At 59.6% G+C, this 22825-nt stretch carries 28 protein-coding genes, 1 tRNA gene and 4 pseudogenes; 20 read left to right on the forward strand and 13 right to left on the reverse strand.

Annotation, left to right across the window (positions count from 1 at the left end; genetic code table 11):
- The 12 genes from WF331_RS10500 (at position 1) to WF331_RS10555 (ending at position 10713) form a co-directional block, all read left to right on the forward strand.
- Positions 1–663: a response regulator gene (locus WF331_RS10500; protein WP_284363190.1), complete on the forward strand. Its 663-nt coding sequence runs from the start codon at positions 1–3 to the stop codon at positions 661–663.
- Positions 660–2024: a sensor histidine kinase gene (locus WF331_RS10505; protein ID WP_016498940.1), complete on the forward strand. Its 1365-nt coding sequence runs from the start codon at positions 660–662 to the stop codon at positions 2022–2024. The genes WF331_RS10500 and WF331_RS10505 overlap by 4 nt, the downstream gene beginning before the upstream one ends.
- A gap of 173 nt (positions 2025–2197) precedes the next feature.
- Complete coding sequence (locus WF331_RS10510) at positions 2198–3187, forward strand: aldo/keto reductase (protein ID WP_284363194.1); 990 nt, start codon at positions 2198–2200, stop codon at positions 3185–3187.
- Positions 3184–3774, forward strand: coding sequence for a flavodoxin (locus tag WF331_RS10515; protein WP_340622879.1), 591 nt, complete (start codon positions 3184–3186; stop codon positions 3772–3774). The genes WF331_RS10510 and WF331_RS10515 overlap by 4 nt, the downstream gene beginning before the upstream one ends.
- Before the next feature lie 24 nt (positions 3775–3798).
- Positions 3799–4791 carry an aldo/keto reductase gene (locus tag WF331_RS10520; protein WP_340622880.1) on the forward strand — a complete coding sequence of 331 codons (993 nt, stop codon included), beginning with the start codon at positions 3799–3801 and terminating at the stop codon, positions 4789–4791.
- A 59-nt stretch (positions 4792–4850) separates the two neighbouring features.
- Positions 4851–5318, forward strand: a complete 468-nt coding sequence (locus tag WF331_RS10525; protein ID WP_340622881.1) for a (R)-mandelonitrile lyase — start codon at positions 4851–4853, stop codon at positions 5316–5318.
- A gap of 229 nt (positions 5319–5547) precedes the next feature.
- On the forward strand, positions 5548–6321 hold the full coding sequence (locus tag WF331_RS10530) for a carboxymuconolactone decarboxylase family protein (RefSeq protein ID WP_049277005.1): 774 nt from the start codon (positions 5548–5550) through the stop codon (positions 6319–6321).
- A 121-nt stretch (positions 6322–6442) separates the two neighbouring features.
- The gene (locus WF331_RS10535) at positions 6443–7387 is read left to right on the forward strand and encodes an alpha/beta hydrolase (RefSeq protein WP_340622925.1); all 945 of its coding nucleotides are present in this window, start codon (positions 6443–6445) and stop codon (positions 7385–7387) included.
- 49 nt (positions 7388–7436) lie between these two features.
- On the forward strand, positions 7437–8489 hold the full coding sequence (locus WF331_RS10540; protein WP_340622882.1) for an alpha/beta hydrolase: 1053 nt from the start codon (positions 7437–7439) through the stop codon (positions 8487–8489).
- A gap of 82 nt (positions 8490–8571) precedes the next feature.
- Entirely contained in the window at positions 8572–9465 is an 894-nt protein-coding gene (locus WF331_RS10545; protein WP_016498932.1) for a LysR family transcriptional regulator, read from the forward strand.
- 179 nt (positions 9466–9644) lie between these two features.
- Complete coding sequence (locus tag WF331_RS10550) at positions 9645–10364, forward strand: SOS response-associated peptidase family protein (RefSeq protein WP_016498931.1); 720 nt, start codon at positions 9645–9647, stop codon at positions 10362–10364.
- A gap of 28 nt (positions 10365–10392) precedes the next feature.
- Entirely contained in the window at positions 10393–10713 is a 321-nt protein-coding gene (locus WF331_RS10555; protein ID WP_284396359.1) for a hypothetical protein, read from the forward strand.
- A 100-nt stretch (positions 10714–10813) separates the two neighbouring features.
- Here the strand turns inward: WF331_RS10555 and WF331_RS10560 are convergent.
- A pseudogene (locus tag WF331_RS10560) lies at positions 10814–11457 on the reverse strand (putative metallopeptidase).
- Positions 11458–11544: 87 nt separating this feature from the next.
- Between WF331_RS10560 and WF331_RS10565 the strand changes: the two are divergent.
- A complete protein-coding gene (locus WF331_RS10565; protein WP_080642775.1) occupies positions 11545–11787 on the forward strand; it encodes a Pathogenicity locus in 243 nt (80 codons plus the stop codon).
- Between the two features lie 115 nt (positions 11788–11902).
- Here the strand turns inward: WF331_RS10565 and WF331_RS10570 are convergent.
- The 7 genes and pseudogenes from WF331_RS10570 to WF331_RS10600 all read right to left on the reverse strand — a co-directional run.
- Positions 11903–12022: pseudogene (locus WF331_RS10570) on the reverse strand (DUF7681 family protein); the annotation flags it as partial.
- A gap of 610 nt (positions 12023–12632) precedes the next feature.
- Positions 12633–12995 (reverse strand): hypothetical protein, encoded by a 363-nt coding sequence (locus WF331_RS10575; RefSeq protein WP_016498926.1) that lies wholly within the window; start codon positions 12993–12995, stop codon positions 12633–12635.
- Between the two features lie 301 nt (positions 12996–13296).
- The gene (locus WF331_RS10580) at positions 13297–13659 is read right to left on the reverse strand and encodes a VOC family protein (protein WP_016498925.1); all 363 of its coding nucleotides are present in this window, start codon (positions 13657–13659) and stop codon (positions 13297–13299) included.
- Positions 13660–14012: 353 nt separating this feature from the next.
- Positions 14013–14210, reverse strand: a complete 198-nt coding sequence (locus tag WF331_RS10585) for a hypothetical protein (protein WP_016498924.1) — start codon at positions 14208–14210, stop codon at positions 14013–14015.
- Positions 14211–14330: 120 nt separating this feature from the next.
- Positions 14331–14549 carry an entry exclusion lipoprotein TrbK gene (trbK, locus tag WF331_RS10590; protein ID WP_284363209.1) on the reverse strand — a complete coding sequence of 73 codons (219 nt, stop codon included), beginning with the start codon at positions 14547–14549 and terminating at the stop codon, positions 14331–14333.
- Positions 14546–14716 (reverse strand): hypothetical protein, encoded by a 171-nt coding sequence (locus WF331_RS10595; protein WP_174370129.1) that lies wholly within the window; start codon positions 14714–14716, stop codon positions 14546–14548. The genes trbK and WF331_RS10595 overlap by 4 nt, the downstream gene beginning before the upstream one ends.
- Positions 14717–14877: 161 nt before the next feature.
- Entirely contained in the window at positions 14878–15060 is a 183-nt protein-coding gene (locus WF331_RS10600) for a hypothetical protein (RefSeq protein WP_063422729.1), read from the reverse strand.
- Positions 15061–15126: 66 nt separating this feature from the next.
- Between WF331_RS10600 and WF331_RS10605 the strand changes: the two genes are divergently transcribed.
- A complete protein-coding gene (locus tag WF331_RS10605; protein ID WP_284363211.1) occupies positions 15127–15501 on the forward strand; it encodes a hypothetical protein in 375 nt (124 codons plus the stop codon).
- A gap of 67 nt (positions 15502–15568) precedes the next feature.
- Positions 15569–16153 (forward strand): hypothetical protein, encoded by a 585-nt coding sequence (locus WF331_RS10610; RefSeq protein ID WP_284363212.1) that lies wholly within the window; start codon positions 15569–15571, stop codon positions 16151–16153.
- A gap of 175 nt (positions 16154–16328) precedes the next feature.
- Here WF331_RS10610 and WF331_RS10615 read toward each other — a convergent pair.
- Positions 16329–16553: pseudogene (locus tag WF331_RS10615) on the reverse strand (hypothetical protein); the annotation flags it as partial.
- Between the two features lies 1 nt (position 16554).
- Here WF331_RS10615 and WF331_RS10620 point away from each other — a divergent pair.
- Positions 16555–16728, forward strand: a pseudogene (locus tag WF331_RS10620) (integrase); the annotation flags it as partial.
- 105 nt (positions 16729–16833) lie between these two features.
- Here WF331_RS10620 and WF331_RS10625 read toward each other — a convergent pair.
- Positions 16834–16907, reverse strand: a tRNA-Cys gene (locus tag WF331_RS10625).
- A gap of 154 nt (positions 16908–17061) precedes the next feature.
- The gene (sohB, locus tag WF331_RS10630) at positions 17062–18081 is read right to left on the reverse strand and encodes a protease SohB (protein ID WP_016498905.1); all 1020 of its coding nucleotides are present in this window, start codon (positions 18079–18081) and stop codon (positions 17062–17064) included.
- Positions 18082–18279: 198 nt separating this feature from the next.
- Between sohB and WF331_RS10635 the strand changes: the two genes are divergently transcribed.
- The 4 genes from WF331_RS10635 (at position 18280) to WF331_RS10650 (ending at position 21420) form a co-directional block, all read left to right on the forward strand.
- Complete coding sequence (locus WF331_RS10635) at positions 18280–18990, forward strand: histidine phosphatase family protein (RefSeq protein WP_284396314.1); 711 nt, start codon at positions 18280–18282, stop codon at positions 18988–18990.
- 56 nt (positions 18991–19046) lie between these two features.
- On the forward strand, positions 19047–19364 hold the full coding sequence (locus WF331_RS10640) for an SCP2 sterol-binding domain-containing protein (protein ID WP_016487959.1): 318 nt from the start codon (positions 19047–19049) through the stop codon (positions 19362–19364).
- Between the two features lie 185 nt (positions 19365–19549).
- Positions 19550–20617: a phosphotransferase family protein gene (locus tag WF331_RS10645; RefSeq protein WP_284396312.1), complete on the forward strand. Its 1068-nt coding sequence runs from the start codon at positions 19550–19552 to the stop codon at positions 20615–20617.
- A 35-nt stretch (positions 20618–20652) separates the two neighbouring features.
- Positions 20653–21420 (forward strand): SDR family oxidoreductase, encoded by a 768-nt coding sequence (locus WF331_RS10650; protein WP_016498902.1) that lies wholly within the window; start codon positions 20653–20655, stop codon positions 21418–21420.
- Here WF331_RS10650 and WF331_RS10655 read toward each other — a convergent pair whose 3' ends face one another.
- Both WF331_RS10655 and WF331_RS10660 read right to left on the reverse strand, forming a co-directional pair.
- Complete coding sequence (locus WF331_RS10655) at positions 21421–22242, reverse strand: class I SAM-dependent methyltransferase (RefSeq protein WP_340622883.1); 822 nt, start codon at positions 22240–22242, stop codon at positions 21421–21423. It lies immediately after the preceding gene.
- Between the two features lie 127 nt (positions 22243–22369).
- Positions 22370–22720, reverse strand: coding sequence for a hypothetical protein (locus tag WF331_RS10660; RefSeq protein ID WP_016498900.1), 351 nt, complete (start codon positions 22718–22720; stop codon positions 22370–22372).
- Positions 22721–22825 lie beyond the last annotated feature (105 nt).

Here is a 22825-nt window from a genome sequence, read left to right on the forward strand (position 1 = left end):
ATGCGGCTTTTGCTGGTTGAGGACGATATCGCACTGGGAGAGGGGATCTGCGACGGTTTGCGCCAGCAGGGCTACACCCTCGACTGGTTGCGGGACGGTGTCAGTGGCTTGCATGCGTTGCAGCACGAGAGCTTCGACCTGGTGATCCTGGATCTTGGATTGCCGCGCATGGATGGCATTGAACTCCTGCGGCGGGTACGCGCCGGCGGCGACAGCCTTCCGGTGCTGATCCTCACCGCACGGGATGCCCTCGATGATCGCATCACCGGCCTCGATGCCGGCGCCGACGATTACCTGGTCAAGCCGTTCGACCTCAACGAGCTGAAGGCACGCTTGCGCGCGTTGCTCAGGCGCAGCGCCGGCCGCGCCAAGGTCATGATCGAGCATGCCGGCGTCAGCCTCGACCCAGCGACCCAGCAAGTTCAATACAACGGCGTTGAAGTGGTGCTGACCCCCAAGGAATACATGCTGTTGCACGAGTTGCTGGCGCAGCCGGGCAAGGTTTTCACCCGCGAACGCCTGACCCAGCTGCTGTATGGCTGGGATGAGGAACCCGAGAGCAATACGCTGGAGGTGAATATCTACCAGCTGCGCAAAAAGCTGTTCAACGGGCTGATCCGTACGGTGCGCGGCATTGGCTATCTGGTCGAGGCCAAGGCATGAGCTCGCTGCGCCAACGCACCCTGTGGCGGGTGATGCTGTTGCTGCTGCTGGGGACCGGCCTGCTGGCGCTCTATAACTATCACGACAGCCGCCATGAAATTAACGAGGTGTACGACGCGCACCTGGCTCAAAACGCTCGCTTGCTGCAGGGCGTCATGAGCCTGCCGGTGCAAAGTGGCTCGCGTGAAGCGATGTACCAGGCATTCAACGAGGCATTGGCCCAGGCGGGCCACCATCGGGTAGGCCACCCCTACGAGAGCAAGCTGGCATTCCAGGTCTGGCAGGACGGCGCTGGCCTGCTGGTGCACACACCCAGTGCACCGACCATCGACCCTCCACCGACGGCCCCCGGTTTCTACGACTTTTCCAGTGGTGGCGAGCAATGGCGCGGTTTCGTGCTGCCGGTGCCGGAACGACACTGGGTAATCTGGGTGGGCGAGCGTGACGATGTGCGCTACGACTTGATCGATCGCATCGTTCGCCACACCCTGTTCCCGTTCCTGCTCGGCAGCCTGGTGTTGGCACTGCTGGTTTGGGCTGCTATCGGCTGGGGACTGCGGCCGTTGCAGAACATGGCCAACATCATCCGTGGGCGTCACGCCGATTCGCTAGAGCCGTTGCAGTTGGTGCCTCTGCCCTCGGAGCTGGAGCCCATGCAGGCCGCCATCAACCGCCTGTTGGCGCAGATCGAGGACCTGTTGCGGCGTGAGCATCGGTTCATTGCCGATGCCGCCCACGAAATGCGCACACCCTTGGCCGTCCTCCGCCTGCACGCGCAGAACGCGCTGGAGGCCAGCAACGAGGCCGAGCGACACAAAGCGCTGGGCTTTCTGATGGGTGGGGTGGACCGGCTTACCCGGGTTGTCAATCAGTTGCTGACGCTGGCCCGTGTCGAGCCAAGGTTGGGGCAGCGAGCCAGTACTGAGATCGACCTGGCCGAAGTGGCCACCGAGACCTTGGCCGACCTGACCCCGTGGATACTGGACCGCGGCCTGGAGCCCTCGCTGGATATCGGTGAAGGCGACCATCACCTGACAATCGATGCCGGCGCCCTGGGCATCGCCCTGCAGAACCTGGTGTCGAACGCGGTGGAGCACTCACCACCCGCTGGCCGCATCACGGTGTCACTCAGGCGCCTGGAGAATCACGTCGAGCTGGTCGTCGAGGACGAGGGGCCGGGTATCGATGAGGCCAGCCTGTCGCGCGTATTCGAGCGTTTCTACAGCCGTAACAGCCCCAATGGTGCAGGCCTTGGGCTTTCCATCGTGGCGACCATCGTTGACCGGATGGGCGGGCAGGTGCGTTTGCATAATCGAGCAAGCGGCGGGCTAGCCGCCACCCTGCTGTTTCCGGTGGGTTGAATTCCCCAGCATACTCGCCACCAACCCTGCACTGGCATCTGACGCTGAGCACTTCAGGCCCTCGATTCCGGGACTGATGAGCAAACCTCATGAACCCTTGCCGAATTAACCGTCTAGTCCTCACTCGTTAGCTCGCTTAGTGTTCTCCCAACGCCAAATGTCGGGAGATCCAAATGCACAAGCGCACACTCGGAAACAGTTCACTCGAAGTGTCAGCCCTGGGCTTCGGTTGCATGGGCTTGAGCCATGGTTACGGCCCGGCGACTGACACACAACAAGCCATTGCGCTGATCCGATCGGCGGTTGACCGAGGCGTCACGCTTTTCGATACCGCCGAAGTTTACGGCCCCTACTTGAACGAACATGTGGTGGGCGAAGCCCTGGCACCGATGCGCGATCAAGTGGTCATCGCCACCAAGTTCGGTTTCACCTTCGGCGACGACAATAAACAGCAGATTCTCAACAGCCGACCAGAGCACATCCGGGTCGCGGTCGAGGGTTCGTTGCGTCGACTGAAGACCGATTACATCGACCTGCTTTACCAGCACCGCGTCGATCCGGACGTGCCGATCGAGGACGTCGCCGGGGTGGTGAAGGACTTGATTGGCGAGGGCAAGGTCAAGCACTTCGGCCTGTCGGAGGCCGGCGCGCAGACCATTCGCCGTGCGCACGCGGTGCAGCCGGTCACAGCACTGCAAAGCGAATACTCACTGTGGTGGCGCGAGCCTGAGCAAGAAATCCTGCCGACGCTTTGGGAGTTGGGGATCGGCTTCGTCCCGTTCAGCCCATTGGGCAAAGGTTTTCTCACCGGCACGGTGTCGGCGCAGGCCACTTACGGCAGCGACGACTTCCGCAGCATCGTCCCGCGTTTCAGCCAGCCGGCGCTGCAAGCCAATCAGGGCCTGGTGGTGTTGATCCGGCAGATCGCCGAGCAAAAACAAGCCACACCCGCACAGATCGCGCTGGCATGGCTGCTCGCACAGGCGCGGTGGATTGTGCCGATTCCGGGGACGACCAAACTGCATCGTCTGGAAGAAAACCTCGGCGGCGCAGATATCACGCTCGACGCCTTGGAACTGAAAGCAATAGATACAGCGTTGGCGCAGATCCGCATCGAGGGCGAGCGTTATCCCGAGGCCCTCAAGGCGCGTGTCGGTCGATGAGCAACGATCACGATCCGTTGCGGCGCACGGTGATCGCCGCGCTGGCCAGCGCCCCGCTGCTGTCTCTGGCCGACACGCAAGGCGCCAGTCAAACACCGCGCTCAGGCTCGCGGATTCTGGTGGCGTACTTCTCGCGCTCGGGCAATACCCGCGTGGTCGCCGGGCTGATCCAGCGTGGACTGGGTGCCGACCTCTTCGAGATTCGCCCGGCCTACCCTTACCCCGAGGACTATCTGCAAACCGTGGAGCAGGCGCGTCAGGAGCGTGACAGCGGCTTCGAGCCCGAGCTGCAAGAGAAGGTTCACGCACTCAGCGACTACGACGCGCTCTATCTCGGGTTCCCGATCTGGGGCGAAACCGCCCCGCCCATCGTGCGCGCATTTCTCAGCGCACACGACCTGACCGGCAAGACCCTCATCCCCTTCAACACCCACGGCGGTTATGGCTTGGGTAACAGCCGCAGCGTGCTGGTCAACCACGCGCCGAAGGCAAAGGTTCTGGAAGGTTTTGTGATGGAGAGTGAGCAAGAGCGCAAGACCATGGAACGTGTGAACGGCTGGCTGAGCGATCACACCCGCACGCGTTAACCGAATTCTGTACGGAGTGACATCATGAAAATCCGCACGTTGGGCAATGGCCTGGAAGTGTCCGCACTGGGCCTTGGCTGCATGAGCATGACCTCGGCCTATGGGCCGGCTGCCGACAAAGCCAACATGATCAAGCTGATTCGTTCGGCCCACGAGCAAGGCATTACCTTGTTCGACACCGCCGAAGCGTATGGCCCGTTCGCCAATGAAGAACTGCTGGGCGAGGCCTTGCAGCCAATTCGCGAGCAGGTCGTCATCGCTACCAAGTTCGGCTTCGATATCGACCTGATCACCGGCGCACGCGGCGGCGGAACCAACAGCCGCCCTGAGCATATACGCGCCGTTGCAGAGGCGTCGTTGCAGCGTCTGCGCACTGATTGCATCGACCTGTTTTATCAGCACCGCGTCGATCCCCAGGTACCCATCGAAGACGTCGCCGGCACCGTCAAGGATCTGATCGCCGAGGGCAAGGTCAAGCATTTCGGCCTGTCTGAGGCGGGTGTGGAAACCATTCGCCGGGCGCACGCGGTGCAAGCGGTCACGGCGGTGCAGAGCGAATATTCGCTGTTCTGGCGAGGCCCGGAGCTGGAGCTGCTGACAGTACTGGAAGAACTGGGAATCGGTTTCGTACCGTTCAGCCCGCTCGGCGCCGGTTTTCTCACCGGTCAGATCGACGAGCACACGCAGTTCGACGCCAGCGATTTCCGCAACTATGTACCACGCTTCTCCCCTGAAGCGCGCAAGGCCAATCTGGCGCTGGTCGATGTGGTAAAAGCCGTCGCGCATCGCAAACACGCCACACCGGCGCAAGTGGCGCTGGCCTGGCTGCTCGCACAGAAACCGTGGATTGTGCCGATCCCGGGCACGACCAAACCCCATCGACTGGAAGAGAACCTGGGCGCAGTCGAACTGCAATTGACCGGTGACGATCTGCGCGAGATCAACCAACAGATTGCGCAGATTCAAGTGCACGGTGAACGCCTGCCAGAGTCGGCACTGAAAATGACCGGACTCTGAGTCTGCCCAACGCGGCGCCAAGTGCGGCGCCACTTTCCCTTCTGACCGGAGTTGATCCGATGACCCGATTGATCGCACCACTCGTTGCTTTGTCACTCATGGCAGCAGAATCCCAGGGCGCCGGTGAAATCCGCGTTACGCCGAATGGCTCGCAGCCCTCGGTCAATGGCGCGGCGCAAAACTTTACCGGCACGGTGCGCGTTGATGGCCTGTTCAACGGTGATGCGCCGGCGCGCATCGGCGGCGGCACGGTGACCTTCGAGCCAGGCGCACGCACGGCGTGGCACACCCATCCGCTGGGGCAAACGCTGATCGTCACAGCAGGCGTCGGATACGTGCAGCAAGAGGGCGGCCCGCGTCAGCAAATCCGACCGGGCGACACTGTCTGGATTCCGCCGCATACCCGTCACTGGCATGGCGCCACGGCCAGCAACGGCATGACCCACATCGCCATCGCTGAAGCCGAGGACGGCAAGACCGTCACCTGGGCGGAACAGGTCTCGGAGGCGCAATACACCGGCCAATGAAGTTACGGAATGTGTCGAAGTTGCTCGCCCGGCACCTCTGTCACAAACCGTCAGCCGCCCTGCAGGCCCGGCATCAGCGGGGTCGCGCCGAAGTTGCAGCGGTGACGGCAATTTCGACTCATGAATTCTGCTCAGAAGTCCATGCGCAATTTCGGGGTTAATCGACACAACCATCCTCCGTACGATCCAGCGACACAACGCTGACCCGCAACGGATGGAGCCTTTCACGATGACCACTGACGCACGCAACCACTCTACCCTTCCCACGCTCATGGCGCTTTGCCTGGGCGTCGGGGCGATGTTCAGCGTTACCACTCAAGCAGCCGAGGCATCGCAGACCATGGCCAGCCCCTCCGCCAGCGCAGCTAGCTTGTCGCGCCAGCAACAAACGATTCCCCTGATCGCCGCGTTCATGGCGACCAGCGACATACCCAACCTCAACACCGCGCTCAATCAAGGCCTCGATGCCGGCTTGACCATCAGCGAAACCCGGGAAATTCTGGTGCAGCTGTACGCCTATGTGGGCTTCCCGCGCAGCCTCAACGCCTTGAACGAGTTGATGGCGGTGGTACAGACGCGCAAACAGCGCGGTATCGAAGACGCGCCGGGGCGTGAGCCGAGCCGGGCGATTCCGGTCGGGGATGAGCTGCTGGCCGCCGGCACCGCAAATCAAACCAGGATTTCCGGTGCCCCGGTCAAAGGCCCGGTGTTCGAGTTCGCTCCGGTAATAAACCGGTACCTGCAAACTCACTTGTTCGGCGACATCTTCGAGCGCGACAACCTCGACTGGCAAAGCCGCGAACTGGCGACCATCGGCGCGCTGGCGGCAACGCCTGGGGTCGAGCCACAATTACGCTCGCACATGGCGGCGAGCCTGCGCGTCGGTCTGAGCGCGGCGCAGTTGCACGAAGTCACGCAGCTGCTGAAACAACACGGCGACGAGCAGACGGCTGAACGTGCCAAGACCGCGTTGACCCAAGCCCTCACGGCTTCGGGTAAATGACATGACGCCTGCCAAGTCCCTACTGAGCATCGCGCTGTTGAGCCTGCTGGCGGCCTGCGCGAACAGCCCCGATGGCTCGTTGCAGATTCAACGACAAGGCAGCTTCGCCGCCGGCGGAACGGTGACCACTGCACCGGGCACCTTCAACCCGCACCAACCGATGACGCCCAACGGCCAGACATACCACGGTGACCACGCCTACGCCTTCTATCAAATCCCGGTGGATGCGCGAAAACTGCCCATCGTCATGTGGCACGGTGCGGGTCAGTTTTCCAAGACCTGGGAAACCACCGCCGATGGTCGCGAAGGCTTTCAGAACATCTTTCTACGCCGCCATTATGGCGTCTATCTGATCGATCAGCCGCGGCGTGGCGATGCCGGGCGCAGCATGGTCGAGACCACAATCAAGCCTGTACCTGACGAACAATTGTGGTTCAACCAGTTCCGCATCGGGTTGTGGCCCAACTACTTCAGCGGTGTGCAAGTGGCACAGGATGCCCAGACCCGCGAGCAATTTTTCCGGGCGATGACGCCGAACACCGGGCCGTTCGACATGGACGTGGTCTCTGATGGCGTATCAGCACTCTTCGACAAAATCGGCCCGGGGATTTTGTTCACCCATTCGCAAGGTGGCGGGCCGGGCTGGTTGACCGCGATCAAGAACGACAAGGTGAAAGCCATTGTGGCGTTCGAGCCAGGCAGCAGCTTCGTGTTCGCTCAAGGTGAAGTCCCTCCGCCAATTCCCAGCGCGTTCGACACAGTGCAAGGCGCGGCGGTGCCGATGGAGCAATTCAAGGCCCTCACGCGCATTCCGATTCTGATCCTTCACGGCGACAACATCCCGGAGCAGGCGGTCGACCTGCCCGCCCAGGACAGTTGGCGCGCACGCCTGAAAATGGCCCGGCTCTGGCGTGACGCGGTCAATCGCCACGGCGGTGATGTGCGACTGATCCACCTGCCGGAGATCGGCATTCATGGCAATACCCACTTCCCCATGTCGGATCTGAACAACGTGCAGATCGCTGACCTGGTCGCGCAATTCCTCGAAGAAAACCAGTTGGACTGACCCAAATACTTTTGCAACTGCCGCCCTTTTGATTGCTCAGGAGCTTCAGGTGAAAAACACACTCAAGGCCACGTTTATGTCGGCATTGGTCGGCCTCTCGGCGGGCGAAGCCTTGGCCGCCGATTACAAAAAGAACCCGTTCACCCTCGCCTACGACGGCGCGATCAGCAAGAACGAACCGGGCAAGGTCAACATCCATCCGGTCAGCTACAAACTCAACGGTCTGGATATCGCCGCCAACGTATACACCCCGGTTAACTATGACGCGAAGAAGACCTACCCGACCGTGGTCGTTGCACACCCCAATGGTGGCGTGAAAGAACAAGTCGCCGGGCTGTACGCCCAACGCCTGGCCGAACAGGGCTACATCACCATCACGGCCGATGCGGCGTATCAGGGCGCCAGCGGTGGCCAGCCGCGCAGCATCGATAAGCCGGCGTATCGCATCGAAGACATTCACGGCATGGCCGACTTCATCAGCCAGTTTGCCGGCGTCGATGACAAACGCATGGGCCTGCTCGGCATCTGTGGTGGCGGTGGTTATTCGTTGGCGGCAGCGCAAACCGACAAACGCTTCAAATCGTTGGCAACAGTAAGCATGTTCAACTCAGGCAGAGTACGTCGCAACGGCTACAACGACTCGCAAATGGACAGCATTCAGCAACGCCTGCAACAGGCGTCAACAGCCCGCGCGCAAGAAGCGGCCGGCGGCGCGGTGCTGTACTCGGGCGATGCCAACCTCACCGACGAGCAAATTGCCAAACTGCCCTTCGAGCTGTATCGCCAAGGTTATGAGTACTACTGGAAGACCCACGCACACCCGAACTCGACCTTCAAATACACCACCAGCAGCCTGGTCGACTTGATGCGTTTCGACGCCACTGACCATATCGAGCTGATCAACCAACCGTTGCTGATGATCGTCGGCAGCAAAGCCGACAGCCTGTACATGACGCAGGATGCTTTGCCCAAAGCCACCGGCACCACCGACAAGGAGGTGTTTATCCTCGACGGTGCGACGCACATCGAGACCTACTGGGTGCCGCGTTATGTCGATGCCGCAATTGGCAAACTGACCACGTTTTACGCCCGCACCTTGTAACCAGTCTCTTGAGGGGTCGCGCATACGTGTGCAACCTGCTTTCATGGATTAATCCCGCGCCCCTCATGAGAGGTTCTCATCAATGTCCCGCGCCAATCTAAACGACCTGCAAGCCTTCGTGGTCATCACCCGCGAAGGCAGTTTCACCCGCGCGGCCGCTCAGCTTGGCGTTTCGCAGTCGGCGCTGAGCCACACCATGCGCGCACTGGAAAGCCGATTGGGCGTGCGCTTGCTGACACGTACCACCCGCAGCGTTTCGCCGACCGAGGCGGGTCAGCGGCTGTATCAATCGATGGCGCCGCGGTTCGATGAGATCGAACTCGAACTGGCCGCGGTCAGCGAGTTTCGTGACACCCCGGCAGGCAGTGTGCGGATTCAAGCGTCCGAACATGCCGCCAACAATATTCTGTGGCCCAAGCTTTTAAAGGTGCTCCCCGACTATCCGGACATCAAAGTCGAAATCACTGTCGACTACGCCCTCTCCGACATCGTCGCGCAACGCTATGACGCCGGCGTACGCCTGGGAGATCAGGTGGCCAAGGACATGATCGCCGTTCCTATCGGGCCACCCCTGCGCATCGCAGTCGTGGGCTCACCCGAGTATTTCAACAAGCGGCCATTGCCCAAGGTGCCCGGTGACCTTGCGGCGCACAATTGCATCAATTTGCGCCTACCCACTCATGGCAGCCTGATGCAATGGGATTTTGAAAAGGATGGTCACGAGCTGAAGGCCCGTGTCGAAGGTCAATGGACATTCAACAGCAGCGTGCCGATCCTGCGTGCGGCCGTGGCGGGATGTGGCTTGGGTTTCCTGCCGGAGGACATGGTGGCGAAGGAGCTAGCCGACGGCAGCCTTGTGCGGGTGTTGGAAGATTGGTGCCAACCCTTTGCCGGTTACCATCTCTACTATCCTAATCGCCGTGAACATTCATCAGCGTTCGGCGTTGTAGTTGAAGCGTTACTCTACAAGCACTGAGTCATCGACGTTCAAGCCGTCTGAATTTGACCCGCCCCACCAACCCGCGAATGAGTAAGACGTCTCTCGCCACAGTGCGAAAGGCCTAAACAAAACTGTATGTATATACAGTTATAGCTGGCATCGGGTGCCCGGTAGATCCGAGGCGATGAAAAATCTGACGGGCGAGAGGTGGGAAAATGTGCGGACGATATTCGATCTATGAGTCGATGGATCATTACCTGCGCCAGCTGTCGCTGGACCTGGTGGTGATCAATGGCTACGACCACGCGCCAATCAACCGCTTCAACGTGGCACCGTCGACACGCGTCGAAATCATCCGCCCGGTCGACGATGGACTCAGCGTAGATCGGGTCAAGTGGGGGTGGTCGCCGTTTTGGGCGAAGGGGAAGCGGCCGGACCCGATCAATGCCCGGGCTGAAACGGTGCTAACAGGGAAATTCTTCAAAGACCTGTGGCCAGGTGGTAGAGCCCTGGCGCCGGCGAACGGCTGGTTCGAGTGGATACCAGACCCAGCGGATCCGAAGCGCAAGCAGCCGTACTACATCACAAGCGCCAACGGCGCCCCGCTCTATTTCGCTGCGCTTGCAGAAGTGCACCAGAACACCGAGCCAGACGAGCGCGATGGATTTGTGATCATCACCGCAGCAGCGGATCAGGGACTGATCGACATCCACGACAGGAAGCCCTTGGTATTGCCCCCTGAGCTCGCGCGGGAATGGATCGACCCGACTACATCGCCGCAGCGGGCTGCGACGATCGTGGAGCAAGGTTGCATGCCAGCTGCGCAATTCCGGTGGTATCCGGTCGGTAAGGCGGTAGGAAATGTGAGGAATGAGGGTGAGTCGTTGATTACACCGATGAACAACGAAAATCATCAGGGTCAGCTAGAGTTTTGATGAGTACAAGCACCGCGAGATAACGATCATGCTAAAACAAGAAGCAGACGACGTGATTGAGCGTATCAGGGACGATCTGAAAAGGCACGGTGTGCTGATCGGCTTTGATCCAGAGTTTACCACTGTCGAGTTCGGGTGCGACCTGGACCACTACGTTGCTCAGGTCAGAGAGGATCCGAACAACCGTGTACTAGGTATCGCGATACATGACGAAGGCTTATGGGCCCAGCTCCAGCAAGGCACGGTGTATCGCTGTGTTGTCAGTGATTGTCGAGGGAAGCTTTTCGGTATTCCTATTACGATAGAACCGAGAACCGATGCGTCCTACACCATTCAATACAAGCTCTGAATGCTACCTGCAGATTGATAGCCATTCAGCCCTGCCCAGTGGAGGGCTGATGCAGACACGATCAGGTTTTTCAGCGCACAAAGAAAAACCCCGCAGATTTTCATCTGCGGGGCTTTCGAATGGTGGAGGTCGAGGTCGGAATCGAACCGGCCCCGCCCGGCGTACTTGGTTGGGTCATGCCCCTCGCAATGTTGATCTTGGCCACCTCAGGCGGCCGGCTTGCAGCGTCGATCAGCTGCTGTACGTCGTGGCTTGGCCCACACCCACGAACTCTTCGACGTCATGGCCGCGCAGGTAGAGCTTGGGTAAACCGTCTTGGGTGAACTTGGGCGCGCCGTACTCATCGGTTGCCTGGGCGATGTGGTAGAGCTCGTGCTCGACCCGGGTGCAGAACTGAGCGTCGGAGCACTGGGCGCAGTTGTCGGCGGCCAGGGTGATGAGGTAGGTCGGCTCGTCTCCAAACCATTCCCGCATCTGCTGCTCTTGCCGAGCCTTTTGCCACCCGCCTGCGCGGAACATCAGCTGCTCGGCCTGGCCGAGAACTACCCGCCCCTGCTTAGCGAATCCGGACGATGCCCATAGCACGCCGATGTTGGCATCCATCAGGTGGGCGTGATCTGGGTTGTGGATGCCGCCGGTGTCAGTGAGGATCTCGCTCTGCACCCAGTCCCATACGCCGGTAGCCGGGCGCAATGTGAGCCACAGCGATTCGAGCAGGTCTACCGGTGGAAGGAGTCTAGCCAAAGTGCTTGGCCTCCAGTCGCTTGTGGCACCGACTACCAACATGAGGCAATCTTACAAAGCACCATTGATCAGATAGGGATTTCACTGATGCCATTTCCACCGAAGGAACGTGCTGCACTATTACAACTCAAGGGCGTAGGCCCAACGGTCATCACCAGACTTGAGCAGATGGGTATCGCCTCATTGGCCGAACTGAGCAGAGCCGATGTAACCGACATCTTGGCGCGAGCATCTGCCGCATTGGGATCGACATGCTGGAGAAATAGCCCTCAAGCAAGAGCTGCTATTACTGCCGCCGTCGATTTTGCGAAAGATGCACTTAGCCGATAGCCCATCCTTACGTGAACACCATCCTGTGCGTCTCGGCATGGGCATGACCGTGCAGGATGGCCACAAGATTAGTCTTGGCCAGGGCCAAGGTACGCTGGTCCACGCCTTCGATCTAGCCGATTTGCTTGAACAGCTCACTGGCATCGGCCTCCAGGGCCTTGATTGAGTTCATGCCATCGATCTCGCTCTGAGTGAGGTCGCGGTAACCTGTGATCTTCTTGTGCTGGTTGTCCATAGGTGGTCCTCAGATTGTCGCGCCACAAGTTCTCGAAGTCAGCCAATGGCAGTCACTTCAAGATTCGCTACAAGGACCACTAGACGATCTTCCCGAGCCACGGATCCAAGGAAATTGGTGAAGGACTCAGCAAGGAAATCATCAAGCAACTGGGCCTCAAATGAGGCCCCACCACCCTGAACAGACGTCCAGTCAGCCCCATGAGAGGAAACATGTACGACTACAAAATCGTGGCTCACGAACGGGCGCTTGGTCGCCTTCGAGCACACCTCGAAGCTCGAGAGCCTGGAAGAAGCTCTGGCCAAGTTCGGAGTTCGACTCCAGGTGATACCTACCGCGCTGCAGGCTGCTTGATCGCGCAACTCTCACCGGCCCTCTTGAGGGCCTGTTTGGGCAATAAAAAACCCGGTACTTGGCCGCGCTCATGAATGGGTGCGGATGACCGCCGCTGAAGCCGTGTCAGGGTACCTGTGATCTTCTGGGGACGGGCCTTTAAACAGCGTTGCGACCTCTACGCTTTTCGCTCCGGCCGCCCTGCCCCTCTCATACTGCACTTTCAGCGTCATCTACATAAGCGAAAAAGCCCAGCGCTAGGCTGGGCTCGGAGGATTTAGTTGGAAGGCTGTCTACTGTGATGCCAGTAGAGGTACAGCAATCCCAGTGGCGCGATGAAGATCGCCAGGAACCAGCAGATGAACATCGTCATCACTTTGATAAACAGCATCAGCAGCGCATTCACGAAGAACATGTTGCGGCCCATGATGAAGCCCACCACGCTCTCGTACACAAATCGAGAATAGGGATAGAGCAAGGTACTCACCACCGAGATGGCTACCGTTGCGAAATCAATACCTAGTGGAGCGCGTGATTTCATGTAAATGAAAAAAGCCCCAAACAGCGCGCCGAAGAATAACTGCCGAGCGTAGTAGCTCGGGGTTAGCCCCCCAAAAGTCATTGCCAAAAACTGTCGCATAAGATCCATCTCAAGGTTCAAGGGGCGCAAATTCTACCAGTCTGGCCCCACCTCAAGTAAATCCCTAAACGAACAAGCCCAGCTCTATGGCTGGGCATTTTGGCGATGTTTGTCGAGTATGCGACCTACTCGACATCGGGCCTGGCGCCACCTTCGTACGCAATGGAGGCGGTGATGGCTCTGACGATGCCCGGCCCCATGCCGGTCACCCCTAATACCCCATCCCAAACCAAACCAAATTGCCACCATGCCGCATCCGGCCACGGAGGGCGGCGCATACATAGAACCATCGGGGGCAAATCTAAACCTCTGGAATATCGGTACTCCAAACAGCCAGTTCGTATCCATCTGGGTCGGTGAAGTGGAATCTCCGCCCTCCAGGGAAAGAGAATATTTCTCGACTGATACGGGCGCCCGCCGAAACAAGTTTACGTTGCGACTCTTCGAGATCAGTTGAATACAAGATCACCAGCGGGCCTCCGGGCTGCACGGGCTCCCCGGTCGTAAAACCACCAGTAAGACGCCCATCGCTAAATTCTGTGTAGCTGGGGCCATAGTCCACAAAGCTCCAGCCGAAGGCCTCACCGTAGAAAGCCTTGCTGCGCTCAATGCTAGCCACATTGAACTCAATATTATCGATCTTGCTGTCTCTGCTCTGGCTCATCTAAACCTCCTTGTTTGATGCACGCAATCTAACACGACGCAGTCTTGTTCACCTCTAACAGCCACAGACCAAATCAATTTTTCGCCATTCACACTGCCACCATGCCGCATCCGGCCACGGAGGGCGGCGCATGCATGGACAAAGCCATGAACATCGAGACATCGACCGTCACCAAGCTGCTGATCACCGAGGTGCACGGCCTCGACCCGATCAGTGTGTACCTCGAAGACCTGGCGCCATGGAGCCGAACCCTGACTGGGCTTACCTCTGCCGCGCCATCGCGACAGTTCAGCAGGCCCTGGGCAAAGAGTTTCCGATCGCCGCCTGCCCCTCCGGCGCTGCCCGCCAGCACCTCAACGCTTGCCGCCGAGTGTGGGCGGCAGGGCCGTGAAGAACCAGTAGATTCCAGTTCCCAGCACCAGGGTCCACCGGCTTTGCGGGTTGAGAAACATCCCAACCACCCCAAGCGCGATTAGGGTCACGCCAGCCCACCGTCTGCGCTTCGGGTTGAACCATAGCTGGAACTCCCGAAGTCTTTCACGCAACTGCATTACCACTCTCCCTCTTTGGTAAGCGGCCAAGCATAACAACAGCAGCGCTGCACGCCAGCGCCTTCCCCACATACGAAAACGCCGCCTGATGAGGCGGCGCTGACTGACGAAGACCGGACGTTACCAGGTCTTCGGCTCTGACTTCTTGTACGAGCCACCGGTCATGCACTTCTCGACCAGGTCTTCGCGGGCCTTGTTGTCTGGAAGCGTTTTCAGGTAGTCGGGCTGACAGTGTTCGCTAGTCGGCTCGTAGGCTGCCGTGTCGACGGCGTCTTCTTTGCAGCCAGCCAAGCTTATAACGAGTGCCGCAGCGAGGATTGAGGCAAGGCATGACTTCACGGTTTGAACCCCTTGTCCTGGCTCTCATCAGGCGGAGTGATGTTCCAGAGATTCTCGCTGGCTTCCTGCTGTGCCTGCGCCTTCTTCTCTTCCTCGGACTCCCAGCACCCGCTGAGGGACAGGGCAGCCATGGCGATGATGGCTGAGCCAATGATGGTGCGTTTCATGAGGTTCCTTCCTGGAAATGGCCGGGCGTTATATCAAACATCCCCACCCTCCGCAAAACGTGGCGCCGTGCCATCAGCCAGCGCCTTCCGCTATTCAACGATAACGCCTCTCCGGCGAGGGCGGCTCCTTGGCGATCAGCCACTGCCCAGGCTGTTGCAGCCTAGTCTTCGACAACCCGGAACTGCATCTCCACCGGACCGCCGGGTGCACGCGACTCCATCACCGAAACATGCTTTGCCCCGCAGTGCTGGCAGTAGAAGGCCTGCCTGTTCAATTCTTCATCGTGATCCAGCTCTGCTTCCGTTTCTTTCTCACAGTTCTGGCAGACGAACTTTGTAGTCATCTCCGGACCTCCTCTACCAATTAAACATTCAGCGTAGCCCGGCTTGCCAGGCTCCGAGGTATCCCCATGCCCACAGAAAACAAACCGACCAAGCCGCTGAAGGTTGAGCGCTCGACCGTAACGAAGCTGGTGATCACCGGCGCACCTCGGCTGGACACGATCACCGTGTTCCTTGAGGACTTCGGCCGGCGTGACTGCCCCACCGAATCGAACCCGAACTACAGCAAGGATGAAGCACGCGAGCTCTGGCACAACATCGACGTTCTTCGCAGCGTCGATTCACCGAACGAATGCTGGCATCACAACAAGCTGCTCACTGAATTGTTTGAGGATGAGTGGCACTACCCGGTCGAACGCAATGCGGGCGAGGAAAATCACGAATTCACAAACCTGCGTCGCGTCGTTGAGGCCGTTCAGGGCGCGCTGCGCCAAGAGCGATAGCCCGTAGTGAATGCCCATGTTCTGGTATCGACGTTGAAAACGGCGACATCTTAGGCAAGAATGGCCTTTGGCCATCGCATTGATGCAGCCGCTTAAAATAGGGAAAAATGGAATGAAGTTGAAGTTTGCTGTCGCTCTCGGTTGCTTCCTCGGAGTTTCGAGCATTGCCGTTGCCAAACTTGATTTTCAGTATCAAGAGTTACCTAGCGATAGAACCAGTAGAGACTACGGCGCTCAAATCAAAGCACTTGACAAAGTGATGAGCGGTTACAAGTGGGCTACTGAAGACGGCACCGGCTTCATCATCACTGCGATCCCAAACCCATACCCAGGTGCTACTAGCGACTACTCAGTGAACGGTTTGTACTTTGGGATGAATAGATACAGATACGACAAAGAACAAGTTCGGATCATGCCATATCGGCTTTACGCACAACAAAGCGAACGAGTCGGATATATTGAGCTTTGGGATGATGAAAGCAAAGGCTCCATGCACATAAAAGCTCTTGACAGCAACACTCTTGAAGTATTCGACAGCGCAACGAAAAGTGATGAAAAGGATCGAATCATATACAAAAAAGTAAATGAATTTGCAAAAAACCCTCATGAAAACAAACTCAAAAGCGCGCTAGACGACGGCACCGTCTTCTGACTAATTTCACAGCAGCGAAGCTACCCAAGTAGCTTTGCTGTTTAAAACTCCGTGAAAGCTATGTGCTAGCGGAAATCAGCGCCAACTCCCGCTGTCCAGTATTTACCCCCTTCAAAGTCAGCCGTAACGCGCCAGGAGTACACCTGCACTGCACCCAGCTGTAACCCCTCTCCCTCTATTTCGAGGCGGCGAGAAGATCGGCGGCAGGAGCGCCCTCGGCAGCGATGCGACGAGCTTGAGCCACTCCCCTAGCAAGCATCCTCGTCATCGACTCGCCTGGCTGAGAGGTGAATGCCTCTTCGTGTAAAGCCATCCCTGACCGGGCATAAATCCCCAAGAACATCTGCGTCCCACCAGGTCGGCAAAACCTCACCCGAACATCAATACGAGTGCCGTCATTCGGCAACGCTGACCTAGTCGCCTCAGTTCGGCAGTTCCAGTTCCGCGATATCAGACCGAAGGCAGCCTCGGAAATCGAGGGCATTAGCCACGCCAGCAGGCTGCTGGGCCACTCCAAAGAAGAGATCACGAAGCGGGTCTACCGCCGAGTCGGCGAGGTCGTCAGCCCGACCAAACAACGACCTGATGCGGAAACGATGCCTGATTATGCGGAAATGATTGGGTTTTCTGACGCGCAAATAAAAACCCCGCAGACGTTAATCTGCGGGGCTTTCGAATGGTGGAGGCCGAGGTCGGAATCGAACCGGCGTAGACGGATTTGCAATCCGGAGCATAACCACTTTGCTACTCGGCCTCAAAGGTCGGATCTAGCTGCTTGCGCTTTGCTATCTCCTTGAAACGCTGAACCTTTTTCAAAGTTTGCTGCGTTTCGATGGGCGCCATTATGTCTTCATTCCTTTAACCTTGCAACCCCCTGAACAAAAAAAAATTTCAACGGGTTCAAGGTGTTAGCGCAGGCGGCTGAGTTTACTCCATAAGCCCACCACGGTGTTCTCCACCGTGCCGCTGGCAGCCATGCCGATTCGCTCTTGAAGGCTCTTGCGTTCGGCATAGTGCAGGTGAAACAGGTTGGCGTTGCGCGCGCGGGCGCTGAGGTACTCGTCGCTGGTTTGCAGTTCGTCCACCAACTGGCGGTTGAGTGCGGCAACGCCGAGCCAGACTTCGCCTGTAGCCACTTCATCAATATGCAGTTGCGGGCGATAGCGGGCGACAAAATCCTTGAACAGCTGGTGGGTGATGTCCAGGTCTTCCTGGAACTTCTCCCGGCCTTTGTCGGTGTTTTCGCCAAATACGGTCAGGGTGCGCTTGTACTCACCGGCTGTCAGCACTTCGAAGTCGATGTCGTGCTTCTTCAGCAGGCGGTTGATGTTGGGCAACTGCGCCACCACCCCGATCGAACCCAGCACGGCGAACGGCGCACTGACGATTTTCTCGCCGATGCAGGCCATCATGTAACCACCGCTGGCGGCCACCTTGTCGATGCACACGGTCAGCGGGATGCCCGCCTGGCGAATGCGCGCCAGTTGCGATGCAGCCAGGCCGTAGCTGTGCACCAGGCCACCACCGCTTTCGAGGCGCAGCACCACTTCGTCACGCGGGGTGGCGAGGGTCAGCAGCGCGGTGATTTCGTTGCGCAGGCTTTCAGTGGCAGAGGCTTTGATGTCGCCATCGAAGTCCAGCACGAAGACCCGGCCCTTTTCCTCGGCCTTGCCTTTCTTCTGCTGTTTTTCCGCCTTGGCCTGCTGCTTGCGCAAGGCCTTGAGCTGGGCCTTGTCGAGCAGGCCGGACTCCAGGCGCTCGCGCAGGTCCTTGTAGAATTCGTTCAGGCGGGTGACCTGCAGCTGCCCACCCGGCTTGCGCCGCCCTTTGCTGCGCAACCCGGCGATGGCCGACAGCACCACGAGGATGGCGATGACCAGGGTGGCGGTTTTGGCGAGAAAGCTTGCGTACTCGGCAAGAAACTCCACGTTGACTCCTTAAATACCTGCGCCAAAGCGGCGCGTAACTGTTGCAAGCATACCGCTGCACCTGAGGCGCTGCCAGCCGGTGTAAACGCTGGCAACACCTTTCAAACAACCTTTTCAAACGCTTGTATGTTTTTTCGTTGACAGCCCGTGTGCTGCATCCTAACCTCGCAGCAACCTCCAAACAGGCCGGAACCTTTCGTGGGCAACCTCTACCTGATCCGACATGGCCAAGCCTCCTTCGGTGCCGATGACTACGACGTCCTCTCGCCCGTGGGCGTGCGCCAAAGCCAGGCCTTGGGTGAGCACCTGGCCCAACTGGGTATTCGGCTGGACCGCTGCGTGGCAGGCAACCTGCGCCGCCAGCAGGATACCGCACGCCTGGCCCTGGAGGCCTTGCATGCCAGCGGCTGCCCGGTGCCGGCTGTTGAGACCGACGCCGCGTTCAATGAGTTCGATGCCGATGGCGTCATCCGCGCCCTGTTGCCCGGGCTGCTGCCAGAAGAACCCGATGCCCTGCACATCCTGCGCAACGCTGCGCAGCACCGCAGCGAGTTCCAGCGCCTGTTCTCCTTGATGGTGCAGCGCTGGCACGCGGGCGAACACGCCGACGATGGCCTGGAAAGCTGGCAGGCGTTCACCCACCGTGTACAAGGTGGCCTGCAGCGCGTGCTGGATGCCGCCGGCAGCGGCGACAATGTCGCCATCTTCACATCGGGCGGCACCATCGCCGCCCTGCTCCACCTGGTTACCCGTATTACCCCCAGCCAGGCGTTCGCGCTGAACTGGCAGATCATCAACACGTCGCTCAGCCAGCTGAAGTTCCGCGGCCGCGACGTGGCACTGGCCTCCTTCAACAGCCAGGCCCATGTGCAGCTGTTGAGGGTACCGGAGCTTGTCACCTATCGATGAGCCCGGTTTGTTGTGTCCCTGCGGGGACGTGTAAATAACTCTATAAGGAATGCGCCATGACCTCCGTAGCTGATGCCGTCAAAAAGATGCAAGAGAAGTTCAACCCATCCGCTGCCGCCGGCCTGGACCTGGTGTTCGGCTTCAACATCACCGACGAAGGCAAGCAATACGCGCTGATCGTCAAAGACGGCACCTGCGACCTGCAGGAAGGCGAAAACCCGGACGCCAACTGCACCCTGGTGATGGACAGCGAAACCCTGAAGGGCATCGTCAGTGGTGAAACCGACGGCATGCAGGCCTTCATGGGCGGCAAGCTGCGCGTTGAAGGCGACATGATGCTGTCGATGAAACTCAGCGAGCTGTTCCCGTCCTGAGGGCTGGGTACACCGGATGATCGAAAAACCGAAGCCGTGGCGGCTTCGGTTTTTTTTTGCCCTGCATTCGGTGCAGTGATCGACCTGCAACACCCTCGCCTATTTGGCACTTGGCACGCTTGTTCCAGCGCCGCCAGGCCATTAGATTAGCCAATAGTCCTTGCGATCGAGAATAAGGAAAACGCATGACGCTCACCGACCAGTCCACCCAGGTACGCCCCGGCGAAGAACTCGACGCGGCCGTCATCGACCCTTACCTCAAGGCCAACATCCCCGGCCTGGACGGCCTGCCGAGCATAAGCCAGTTTCCCGGGGGGGCCTCCAACCTCACCTACCTGGTCAGCTACCCGGGCCGGGACTTTGTGCTGCGCCGCCCGCCCTTCGGGCAAAAGGCCAAGTCGGCCCACGACATGGGCCGCGAGTTCCGCATCCTCAATCAGTTGAACAGTGGTTTCCCCTTCTGCCCCAAGGCGTATGTGCACTGCACCGACAGCAGCCTGATCGGCGGCGAGTTCTATGTCATGGAACGGGTCAAGGGCATCATCCTGCGCTCGGACATCCCCGCCGAGCTGAACCTGGACGCCAGCCGCACCGAGGCCCTGTGCAAAAGCTTTATCGACCGCCTGGTCGAGTTGCACCAGGTGGACTACAACGCCTGCGGCCTGGCCGACCTGGGCAAGCCGGAAGGCTACGTGCAGCGCCAGATCGAGGGCTGGACCAGCCGCTACGAAAAAGCCCTGACCCCGGATGCCCCGCCCTGGGAAAAGGTGACCGCCTGGCTGCACGACAAAATGCCCGCCGACCATCCGAAACCCGCCATCGTGCACAACGATTACCGCTTCGACAACGTGATCCTCGACGCCGACAACCCCATGCGCATCATCGGTGTGCTGGACTGGGAAATGGCCACCCTGGGCGACCCGCTGATGGACCTGGGCAACAGCCTGGCCTACTGGATCGAGGCCGACGACCCGGCGCCGGTGCAACTGATGCGCCGTCAGCCGAGCAACGCCCCAGGCATGCTCACCCGCCGCCAGTTCGTGGATTACTACGCCGAGCGCGCGGGCATCCCGCTGGACAACTTCGATTACTACTATTGCTATGGCCTGTTCCGCCTGGCCGGCATCGTCCAGCAGATCTACTACCGCTACTTCCACGGCCAGACCCAGGACAAGCGTTTCGCCCAGTTCATTCACATGAACCGCTTGCTGGAGCAGATGAGCTTGCAGGTCATCGCGAAGTCCAGCCTCTGAACAACGCCACGACGACGGATAACAAGGAAAACAGCATGTCCAAGACCCACCTGTTCGACCTCGACGGCAAGATTGCCTTCGTTTCCGGCGCCAGCCGCGGCATCGGCGAAGCCATCGCCCACCTGCTGGCCCAGCAAGGTGCCCATGTAATCGTTTCCAGTCGCAAGCTAGACGGTTGCCAACAGGTGGCCGAGGCAATCATCGCGGCGGGTGGCAAGGCGACGGCGGTGGCCTGCCACATCGGTGAGATGGAACAGATCCGGCAGGTGTTCGCCGGCATCCGCGAACAGTTCGGGCGCCTGGACATCCTGGTCAACAACGCCGCCACCAACCCGCAGTTCTGCAACGTGCTGGACACCGACCTGAATGCGTTCCAGAAGACGGTGGACGTGAATATTCGCGGTTACTTCTTCATGTCGGTGGAAGCCGGCAAGCTGATGCGCGAGCATGGCGGCGGCAGCATCATCAACGTGGCGTCCATCAACGGCGTGTCCCCCGGCCATTTCCAGGGTATCTATTCGGTGACCAAGGCGGCAGTCATCAACATGACCAAAGTCTTCGCCAAAGAGTGCGCCCAGTTCGGCATTCGCTGCAACGCCCTGCTGCCGGGCCTGACCGACACCAAGTTCGCCTCTGCACTGGTGAAGAACGACGCCATCCTGAACGCCGCACTGCAGCAGATCCCGCTCAAACGCGTGGCCGACCCCAAGGAAATGGCCGGCGCGGTGTTGTACCTGGCCAGCGATGCCTCCAGCTACACCACCGGCACGGCACTCAACGTCGACGGCGGCTACCTGTCCTGATCAGGCTTTGACCGCCACCAAGGTGTAACTCAGGGGCAAGCGTGCAGGCTGCTCGCGCAAGCGGTACTCACCATCGCTGCCCTTGAGCATCTGCCCCGGCAGCGCCTCCCAGGGGATGCTCTGGTGCTCAACCAGTGCCGTCAATTGCAGCCCGTGCGCCAGCAGGGCAGTCACGACTTCACCCAGGCCGTGGTTCCATTCGTGGGTTTCGGTGTGGGCAAGGCGCTGTTCGGTCTCGACGTAGGTCTGGTCGTTGTGCCACACCGTCGGCGCTTCGTGCTCGAAGTACGGGTATTCGAGCTGCAGGCGGTCCTGGTGGTCTTCGTTGATGGCCATCAGCATCGGGTGCCCATCGCGCAGGAACAACCGCCCGCCAGGCTTCAGCAGCGCAGCGACCGCACGCGCCCACGGCTCGATGCGGGGCAACCAGCAGAGCGCGCCAATACCGGTGTAGACCAGGTCGAACGTGCCTGCCGGCAGTACCTTGTCGGCGGCATGGACGTCGGACTCGACATACGCGATGGGCATCGCGCAACGCTCGGCCAGTGCCCGCGCCTCCACCAGCGAAGCCGCCGAATAGTCCAGGCCGCAGACCTTGGCGCCAAGGCGTGCCAGCGACAAGGTGTCGGTGCCGATGTGGCACTGCAGGTGGACGGTGTTCAGCCCGGTGATGTCGCCAAGCAAAGGCAAGTCGAAGCGGACGGTTTCGGAAAGGTGCCCGGGGCGCTGGACCAGAATATCGACTTCGTATTCCTTGGAGGCAGCGTGCAGCGGGGCGCGTTCGTCCCAGCTGGTGCGGTTGAGTTGCAGTGAACGGTCCATGGTGTCTTCCTTGAGTGGTGACGGCTCATGCTAGCCGCCATCTGCTCATCTACGACACCACTGCCTTGCTAAAAATTGTAAAGGCCGAAAAACACCCAACGAGCAAACAACTGGACTGCGCTGGCCCTTACAGGCAGGTAGCCGCCGCTGCCCGGCGCTGCAGCGCCACGCCGTCATTCTTCTGCGCGTAGTAGTCGACCCGCGCCCCGCCCGCCTGGGGGTAAACATCCACAAACGCCTCGGCCTCACGGGTATACACCGTGAACCCGCCCTGCTTGCGGGGTTCCAGGTAACCACTGGCGTCGTCGCCGAACACCTTCTCTTCCTGCCAGCTGAACTGGATGCACTGGGCCACCAGTTCCGGCGCCTTGTGCGAATCGAGCTGCGCAGTCGGCTTGCCGCCGCGGGCCGTCTCCATGGTCGCAGAAGCACAACCGACCAGCATCAGCGCTGCGGCCATCGGCAGAATCGCACGCATGTTCCATCCTCAGGGTATTGAAAAAGATGCGACTCTAGCACTGGCGGGCATCGCGAGTGAATTGTCACGCGCATGCCGCTGTCGCAGATAAGGTATGTCGCCATC

This window comes from Pseudomonas sp. YNh (assembly GCF_037993085.1).
GTDB classification, from domain to species: domain Bacteria; phylum Pseudomonadota; class Gammaproteobacteria; order Pseudomonadales; family Pseudomonadaceae; genus Aquipseudomonas; species Aquipseudomonas putida.

What these genes read in the sequence shown, in the direction of transcription:
- WF331_RS10575 (WP_016498926.1), bottom strand. Translation starts at nt 12,995, where the DNA reads ATGCGACAGTTTTTGGCAATGACTTTTGGGGGGCTAACCCCGAGCTAC.
- WF331_RS10595 (WP_174370129.1), bottom strand. Translation starts at nt 14,716, where the DNA reads ATGAAACGCACCATCATTGGCTCAGCCATCATCGCCATGGCTGCCCTG.
- WF331_RS10530 (WP_049277005.1), top strand. Translation starts at nt 5,548, where the DNA reads ATGACCACTGACGCACGCAACCACTCTACCCTTCCCACGCTCATGGCG.
- WF331_RS10660 (WP_016498900.1), bottom strand. Translation starts at nt 22,720, where the DNA reads ATGCGTGCGATTCTGCCGATGGCCGCAGCGCTGATGCTGGTCGGTTGT.
- WF331_RS10550 (WP_016498931.1), top strand. Translation starts at nt 9,645, where the DNA reads ATGTGCGGACGATATTCGATCTATGAGTCGATGGATCATTACCTGCGC.
- WF331_RS10510 (WP_284363194.1), top strand. Translation starts at nt 2,198, where the DNA reads ATGCACAAGCGCACACTCGGAAACAGTTCACTCGAAGTGTCAGCCCTG.
- WF331_RS10515 (WP_340622879.1), top strand. Translation starts at nt 3,184, where the DNA reads ATGAGCAACGATCACGATCCGTTGCGGCGCACGGTGATCGCCGCGCTG.
- WF331_RS10555 (WP_284396359.1), top strand. Translation starts at nt 10,393, where the DNA reads ATGCTAAAACAAGAAGCAGACGACGTGATTGAGCGTATCAGGGACGAT.
- WF331_RS10520 (WP_340622880.1), top strand. Translation starts at nt 3,799, where the DNA reads ATGAAAATCCGCACGTTGGGCAATGGCCTGGAAGTGTCCGCACTGGGC.
- WF331_RS10645 (WP_284396312.1), top strand. Translation starts at nt 19,550, where the DNA reads ATGACGCTCACCGACCAGTCCACCCAGGTACGCCCCGGCGAAGAACTC.
- WF331_RS10585 (WP_016498924.1), bottom strand. Translation starts at nt 14,210, where the DNA reads ATGCAGTTGCGTGAAAGACTTCGGGAGTTCCAGCTATGGTTCAACCCG.
- WF331_RS10600 (WP_063422729.1), bottom strand. Translation starts at nt 15,060, where the DNA reads ATGACTACAAAGTTCGTCTGCCAGAACTGTGAGAAAGAAACGGAAGCA.
- WF331_RS10505 (WP_016498940.1), top strand. Translation starts at nt 660, where the DNA reads ATGAGCTCGCTGCGCCAACGCACCCTGTGGCGGGTGATGCTGTTGCTG.
- WF331_RS10655 (WP_340622883.1), bottom strand. Translation starts at nt 22,242, where the DNA reads ATGGACCGTTCACTGCAACTCAACCGCACCAGCTGGGACGAACGCGCC.
- WF331_RS10525 (WP_340622881.1), top strand. Translation starts at nt 4,851, where the DNA reads ATGACCCGATTGATCGCACCACTCGTTGCTTTGTCACTCATGGCAGCA.
- WF331_RS10565 (WP_080642775.1), top strand. Translation starts at nt 11,545, where the DNA reads ATGCCATTTCCACCGAAGGAACGTGCTGCACTATTACAACTCAAGGGC.
- WF331_RS10545 (WP_016498932.1), top strand. Translation starts at nt 8,572, where the DNA reads ATGTCCCGCGCCAATCTAAACGACCTGCAAGCCTTCGTGGTCATCACC.
- WF331_RS10500 (WP_284363190.1), top strand. Translation starts at nt 1, where the DNA reads ATGCGGCTTTTGCTGGTTGAGGACGATATCGCACTGGGAGAGGGGATC.
- WF331_RS10605 (WP_284363211.1), top strand. Translation starts at nt 15,127, where the DNA reads ATGCCCACAGAAAACAAACCGACCAAGCCGCTGAAGGTTGAGCGCTCG.
- WF331_RS10650 (WP_016498902.1), top strand. Translation starts at nt 20,653, where the DNA reads ATGTCCAAGACCCACCTGTTCGACCTCGACGGCAAGATTGCCTTCGTT.
- WF331_RS10640 (WP_016487959.1), top strand. Translation starts at nt 19,047, where the DNA reads ATGACCTCCGTAGCTGATGCCGTCAAAAAGATGCAAGAGAAGTTCAAC.
- WF331_RS10580 (WP_016498925.1), bottom strand. Translation starts at nt 13,659, where the DNA reads ATGAGCCAGAGCAGAGACAGCAAGATCGATAATATTGAGTTCAATGTG.